At 69.4% G+C, this 6,785-nt stretch carries 4 protein-coding genes and 1 pseudogene; 1 reads left to right on the forward strand and 4 read right to left on the reverse strand.

The genetic code is table 11. The annotated features are described in order from the left end of the window. Positions 1-1,074: aminoglycoside phosphotransferase family protein (locus ABZY11_RS41895; protein WP_356484203.1), on the forward strand; the 1,074-nt coding region annotated here is incomplete at its 5' end. A gap of 69 nt (positions 1,075-1,143) precedes the next feature. Here the strand turns inward: ABZY11_RS41895 and ABZY11_RS41900 are convergent. The 4 genes and pseudogenes from ABZY11_RS41900 to ABZY11_RS41915 form a co-directional block, all read right to left on the reverse strand. Further along, a complete protein-coding gene (locus ABZY11_RS41900) occupies positions 1,144-4,239 on the reverse strand; it encodes a ThuA domain-containing protein (RefSeq protein WP_356484204.1) in 3,096 nt (1,031 codons plus the stop codon). A 73-nt stretch (positions 4,240-4,312) separates the two neighbouring features. Continuing rightward, positions 4,313-5,185 carry a sugar phosphate isomerase/epimerase gene (locus ABZY11_RS41905; RefSeq protein WP_356484205.1) on the reverse strand — a complete coding sequence of 291 codons (873 nt, stop codon included), beginning with the start codon at positions 5,183-5,185 and terminating at the stop codon, positions 4,313-4,315. Continuing rightward, entirely contained in the window at positions 5,182-6,396 is a 1,215-nt protein-coding gene (locus tag ABZY11_RS41910) for an ABC transporter substrate-binding protein (RefSeq protein ID WP_356484206.1), read from the reverse strand. The genes ABZY11_RS41905 and ABZY11_RS41910 overlap by 4 nt, the downstream gene beginning before the upstream one ends. Further along, positions 6,393-6,785 (reverse strand): annotated as a pseudogene (locus ABZY11_RS41915) (ABC transporter permease); the annotation flags it as partial. The pseudogene ABZY11_RS41915 and the gene ABZY11_RS41910, both read right to left, overlap by 4 nt.

Consider the following 6,785-nt stretch of genomic DNA (forward strand, 5'->3'; position numbering starts at 1 on the left):
GGCGGACCGTATCTCGCTCCGCATGCCGCTCCACCGGCGCCCGGCGCGGTCCGGCCGCGTCGGCCCGCGGGGCTGGTCGGCCCTCCGCTCAGCGGCCGGCTGGACCTGTCCGGCGCGCAGGGCGCGCAGCTGAGAATGGCGATCGCCTCGGTGCACCGGATCTGCCCCGAGTTCAAGCCGGTCCAAGTACTGCGCCGCAGCGGCCGTTCGGTACTGCTCGTCGGCTCCACCGGCCGCGCGACCGCGGTCGCCAAGTGTTTACTGGACCACTCCCCCGCGTGGTCGGAGCGGTTCCGTCACGAAATAGCTGCATATCGTGCGTTCGTCCGGCACCGTCCGCCGGTGCGCGTGCCGCGGCTCATCGCGGCCGATCCGGAGAACTGCACCCTGGTGATCGAGCGGATGCCAGGCCGGGTGGCCGCGTTGACCCGGCATCCGTCGGAGGCCCCGCCCCGTGCCGATGTGCGGGCCGCGCTGGGCGCGATCAGCCGGGTCAACGCCTGGCGGCCGGCGCCGGGGCTCTTCGAGGCTCCGCTCGACTACGCCTCGCGGATCGCCCGCTATCACGAGCTGGGGCTGTTCACCGACCGGGATCTGGGCGACCTGCAGAAGCTGCTGCACGGTCTGGCGTACGCGGGCGGCCGTCAGGGCATGGGGCAGTTCTGTCACGGTGACGCGCTGCTCTCCAACATCCTGCTGTCGCCCACGGGTCCGGTGCTGGTGGACTGGGAGCACGCGGGCTGGTATTTGCCCGGCTACGACCTGGCGACGCTGTGGACGGTCCTCGGTGACGCCCCGGCGGCGCGACGTCAGATCAGCCAGCTGGCGCAGGCCGCGGGTCCCGCCGCGAGGGACGCGTTCCTGGTGAACCTGATGCTGGTGCTGACCCGCGAGATCCGTACGTACGAGACGGCCGTACAGCGGGCCATGCGCGATTCGACGTCCTCGGCCGCCGGTCAGGACCGCCCCGGTGCGCTGTCGTCGAGCGAGGAGCAGCGGCTGCTGCTGCGCCGGCTGCACGACGACTGCGCGATGGCCCGCAGGGCCGTGCGTGCCGCGGTCGGCACTCGCTGACCCTGCCAGGGGGGTGCGCGCTGCGGATCCGGTGCCGACACACCGGGCCCGCAGCGCGCCGAGGTGCTGTCAGGGGTTCTTGAAGTCGACCGCGTCCACGTCGAACGAGTTGTTCTGCGGGGACGTGAAGACGAGGTACAGCTTGTGGGTTCCCTTCAGTTCCTGGACGGGCACGGGCGGGGTCGACTGATAGTTGTCCCAGCCGCCTGTATTGGGGATCGGTGTGGTGGCGAGCAGCGGGCCGTCGGCGGCGTCCGCGCGCAGTTCGACCGCGCCGACCCCGTTGGGTGAGGACAGCTGGTAGCTGACCGTACCGATGCCTTCGACGCTCATCGGGTCGAAGGCGACCCAGTCGCCGTTGGAGATGTCTCCGATCCGTTTGCCGTTCTCGGCTCCTTCCTGGGCGACGATCCGGGTGCCGGACTGGGCGTCGTAGTACTCCGCCTGCTTGTGCTTCGGCTGGAGCACGGCGCGGCCGTAGCCGGTCAGGGCGGAGACGCCGTCGCCGCCCTTGTCGGTGTACTTGGCGTTGAGTACGTAGGTGAGGTCCGCGCCTTCGGGGTGGCCGCCCAGATCACCGGTGTCCACGGTCCCCTCGCAGCCGGGGATGTCGGTGGTGGGGTGCTCGTGGTCGTCGTGGCCCAGGGCCGGGTTGACGGTGACCTTGGAGCAGTCGACCGGACCGTCCTCGGGATCGGTCACCGTGACCTTGTACGGGATCTTGTCGCCGAACTCGATGAGTTTGCCGCTGACCGGGAATTCGATGGTCACCTTCGGTGCCGTGTTGCCCGCCGTGACGGGGATGTTGGCGTAGCCGGACTTGCCGGTGGAGTCGGTGACCTTCAGCTGGGCGGCGAAGTCGCCCTTGACCGTGTAGGTGTGGCTGGGGTCCGCCTCCGTGGAGTCGTAGGTGCCGTCGCCGTCGAAGTCCCAGGCATAGCTGAGAGCGTCCCCGTCCGGGTCGTTGCTGCCCTCGCTGGAGAAGTCGACCTTCAGCGGTACGGGGCCGTCGGTGGCGGAGGCGGCGGCCTTGGCCACGGGGGCGCGCTGTCCCTGTGCGTAGTCGATGCGGTAGAGCCCGGAGTCGTTGTTGCCGCCGCCGAAGGAACTGCCCCATTCGAGGACGTAGAGCGAGCCGTCGGGCCCGAACGTCATGTCCATCGGCTTGTTGAACTTCTGGGTGGAGAGGAAGTCGTTGATCTTCAGGAGCTTCTGGTCCTTGTCGAAGCGGATTTCCTTGACGTAGTTGCGCGACCACTCGTAGAAGAAGCTCGCGCCCTCGAAGTAGGCGGGGAACTTCGTGGTGGACGGGTTCTTCTTGTCGTAGTGGTAGACGGGGCCGCTCATCGGGGCCGAGCCGCCGCTGCCGATCTCGGGGAATTCCTGGGACGCGCCGTAGCCGTACCAGATCTCCGGCTGCTGGGTGGCCGGGAGTTCGGTCAGTCCGGTGTTGTTGGGCGAGGGGTTCACCGGGTTGGCGCAGTCGAACTTGGGGCCGACTTCCTTGGTGTCGGGGTTGTACGGGGCGTACGCCTGGTTGTTGCCGTGGCAGAACGGCCAGCCGAAGTTGCCGGCCTTCTTGATCACGTCGTACTCGACCAGGCCCTCGGGTCCTCGGTCGGTGGTGGGCAGTCCGCGGTCGGGGCCGTAGTCGGAGGCGTGGACGTAGCCCGTTTTGGGGTCGACGGTGAAGCGGAAGGGATTGCGGAAGCCCATCGCGTAGATCTCCGGGCGGGTCTTCGCGGTCCCGGGGGCGAAGAGGTTCCCCTCGGGAATGGTGTAGCCACCGGAGTTCTTGGGCCGGATGCGAAGGATCTTGCCGCGCAGGTCGTTGGTGTTGCCCGCGGTGCGGGCGGCGTCCAGCATCTGCTTGCCCTCGCGCCAGTCGAGCGGGGCGTACCCCTGCCAGTTCGGGTCGAGGTTGGGCGGGGTGTCGTCGCCGACGCCGAGGTAGAGCGTGCGGTCGGGACCGAACTCGACACCGCCTCCGGTGTGTCCGGGCTCTGGGAAGCTGCGGTCGCGGTAGGCGGGGACGTCGAGGAGCTTCTTCTCGCTGGTGAGGTCGAGGGTGTTGCCCTTGACCGTGAAGCGGGAGAGCCGGTTGACGTCCTCGGTGGCGCCCGCAGGGGCGTAGTAGAGGTAGATCCAGTGGTTCTTCATGAAGTCCGGGTCGAGTTCCATGCCGACCAGGCCGTCCTCGCCGCCGGTGTAGACGTCGAGCTTCCCGGCAGTGGTGGTGGCGTGGGCCGCCGGGTCGTAGATGTTGACCTCGCCGCTGCGCTGGACGTAGAAGACCCGGCCGTCCTTGACCACGTCGAGTTCCATCGGGTCGGCGGTGTTGTCGTCGAGGGTGACCTTCTCGTAGCCGCTCCAGACGGTGCCGCCGCAGTCGCCGGGCTTGTTGCCCGCGGCCCATTTGAGGCCCCCCATGACATGGGTGCGGAAAGCGGCTTCGCTGTACGAGGCGGTGTCGTGGCCCATGGCGGTCGCCCAGACCCTGCCGCCCTCGGTGTTGCGGCACCAGGAGATCGGGTGGTCGGCGCCCATCGCGGAGCCGCCGGGGTTGTACGTGGTCTCGTCGGCGGTGACCAGTACGTGAACGTCACCACGGGGGTTCCGGTCGAAGTTGTACCACTCCTCGGGGCGCTCCCAGCGTTCGGGGAGTCCTGCGGTGGAGGGGTGGACTCGGTCGGCAACCTTGGCGGTGCCCTGGAGGACGCCGGGTGAGTGGGCCGGCATGTGGACACCGCCGTTGACGGCCTCGTCCCACCAGGGGAACGTCTCCTCGATGCCCATGTCGAGGGTGTTGTGGAGGGCGACGACGCCGCCACCGCCGCGGACGTAGGACTGCATCGCTTCGCGCTGGGCGTCGGTGTCCCAGACCATGCCGGAGTTCTGCAGCATGACGATGACGTCGAAGTCCTTGAGCTTCGCCGTGTCGAAGACCGCGGGGTCGGCGGTCTCGACCAGCTCGAAGCCGCCCGCGGCCGCCTCCTCCTTGAACATCTGGATGCCGGCCGGGATGGAGGCGTGCACATAACCGACGGCGCGCGTGAAGAGCAGGGCGCGGAAGGCGGGCGCCTTGCCGGTGGTGGCTGCGGACGCGGGCAGTGCGGTGAGCGCGAGGAGCAGTGCGCCCACCAGCGCGATGAACGTACGCTGCATGTCACGGACATGACAGAGCAATCGGTGACGGCTCACGAGCAGGTCCTCTCTGCGGGTTGCGGACGAGCGGAGGTCAGGGGGTGGTGCCGAGGGCCCGGCGGAGAAAGGCCAGGCCCTCGGTCGCGATGCTGTCCTGGGTGTCGGCGAGCGGCCGCCAGACCGAGGCGGCGACCGCGATGGCGTCGTTGTGGGCGGTGAACGACTCGATGCAGAGCGGGCCCCGGTAGCCGCTCGTGGTGAGCGCGGTGAGGAAGCCGGGCCAGTCGAGCGAGTCGGCGCCGGGGGTGCCGCGGTCGTTGGCACACACCTGGACATGGACGATGCGGCCCGCCGCGCGGTGTACGGCGTCGGGCAGCGAGCGTTCCTCGATGTTCTGGTGGTACACGTCCAGCGCGAGGCCGATGGTGCCCTCGGGGAGCCCGGTCAGCGCTTCCAGCGTCTGGTCCACGGTGTTGAGCAGACTCGTCTCGTACCGGTTGAGGGGTTCCACGGCGAGGCGCACCCCCGCGGCGCGGGCGTGCTCGACGACCGGGGCGAGGTTCTCCCGTAACTCCTGGTATGCCGCGGCACGTTGGGCGCGGTCCATCCGCCAGGTGCGGCCCACCGCCGAGTACATGGGTCCGGCGACGGTGGGGGCGCCGAGGTCACGGGCGGCGTCGACGCAGCGGTACAGATAGTCCTGGGTGACCCGGACCGTCCGCGGATCGGTGCGGACGAGATCGCGGTCGGGCGGCATGACGGCGATCACCGCGGCGGGGGCGAGACCGGCGGCGTCGAGGAGCTCGGCGACGGATGCGGGCGCCCAGTCCCGGTCGTTCTCCAGCGGGATCTCTACGCAGTCGAAGCCCCACGCGGACAGCCTCGGCAGCACGTCACCGAGTGTTTCGTACGTCACCGGCGAGTGCCAGATCCACGGATTGGCACCGAGCGGGAGAGCGGCGGTCATTTCTTGCCTCCCCACTTCTCCGGGAAGCCGGGCAGGTTCTCGCAGCCGCACATCGCGTAGTGCAGGGGCGGCATGCCGGGCTTGAAGTACTGGTCGAGGGTGTCCTGGGTGACGGTGGGCTGAGGGAGCTTCCACTCCTTGGGGACCTGCTCCCCCTTGAGGATCCGCAGCGCGGCGACGACCGGGGTGCGCCACTGGAAAGTGGGGTACGAGGGGGCGATCGCGGTGAGCTTCTTCTCCTTCCAGACCTGGAGGAAGTCCTGCTGGTCCTCACCGGTGATGGGCGGTACGTCCTTGCCCGCGTCCTCGAAGGCTTCGACGGCGGCGACGGAGGTGGCCCCGGAGTCCATCCAGACGCCGTCGATGTCGCCGTTGCGGGTGAGGGCGTCGGTGACGATCGCTTTGGTCCTGGCCGGGTCGCCGTCGGTGAACTTCACGTCCACGACGTCGAGTCCGCTCTTGTCGAACGCGAGCTTCGCCGCCGACCAGCGGGTCTCCAGCACATCGACGCCGGGGGAGATCCGCAGGGCGAGGATCTTCCCCTTGGGCTTCACCTGCTCGACGAGGAAGTCGGCGGCGACCGCTCCGTATCCGTAGCCGCCGATCGGGTTGATGAAGGTGACGGCGCAGTCGGTCTCGACACCCCGGTCGAAGACGATCACGGGGACCTTTCCGCAGGCCTGCTCGACGGCGGGGGTGAGGGTGGCCGTGGTGTTCGGGGAGACGATCAGGGCGTCGCAGTCCTGGCCGGCGAGCTCCTGGATGTCGGAGATCTGTTTGTCGTCCTTGCCCTGCGCGTCGAGCACGGTGAAGTCGGTGATCTCCTTGTGGAGTGCGGCCTCGGCCCGCATGTTCTTCAGGCCGACCTGGCGCCAGGGGTTGAAGACTCCGGCGTTGGAGAAGCAGAGGCGGATTCCGCCGGAGCCCTTCTTCCGGTACTGGGTGGTGTCGACGAGCTTCGGGCGGAGCATCTGCTCCCACGGTTTTCCGGCGGGGCCCTGCGGGGGCACCTCGGCGAGGCCGAGCTGGCGTTCGTACTCGGCCCGGTCCAAGAACTTCGACTGCTTGCCGGTACCCGGGTCGGCCGTGCTGCCGCTCGCTCCGGCGGCGGGCGCGTCGGGCGGTGTGTCACTGGTGCAGCCGGCCAGCAGGGCCGCGCCGAGCAGGGCGGCGATCGGCGCGAGGACGTGTCCGGTCTTTCGCGTACTCATGAGGTTTTCGCTCCCGGGGGTTCGGTGCCGCGGCGGCGCAGCCGGGACCAGTCGGCTGCGCCGAGGGCGACGGCGGCGATGACGATGACGCCTTGCACGGTCGATTCCAGTGCGCCGGAGACGCCCTGGAGGTTGAGCAGGGTGAACAGTGCCTGGAGCGAGAACGCCCCGGCCATCGCCGCGACGACGGAACCCCGGCCGCCGCCCAGCACCACGCCGCCCAGGACGACGGCGGTGATCGCCTCGAACTCGTAGCCGCGGCCGGCCTGTGCCGAGACTCCGGAGAACCCGCCGACCAGTACCGCCGCCAGCGCGGCCGCGACGCCGGAGAGTACGAAGGCGATGGTCCGGGCGCGTGCGACCCGGACGCCGGCCAGCGCCGCGGCACG

This window comes from Streptomyces sp. NPDC006510 (assembly GCF_040611955.1).
In the GTDB taxonomy this organism is placed as follows: domain Bacteria; phylum Actinomycetota; class Actinomycetes; order Streptomycetales; family Streptomycetaceae; genus Streptomyces.

What these genes read in the sequence shown, in the direction of transcription:
- ABZY11_RS41910 (WP_356484206.1), bottom strand. Translation starts at nt 6,396, where the DNA reads ATGAGTACGCGAAAGACCGGACACGTCCTCGCGCCGATCGCCGCCCTG.
- ABZY11_RS41905 (WP_356484205.1), bottom strand. Translation starts at nt 5,185, where the DNA reads ATGACCGCCGCTCTCCCGCTCGGTGCCAATCCGTGGATCTGGCACTCG.
- ABZY11_RS41900 (WP_356484204.1), bottom strand. Translation starts at nt 4,239, where the DNA reads ATGCAGCGTACGTTCATCGCGCTGGTGGGCGCACTGCTCCTCGCGCTC.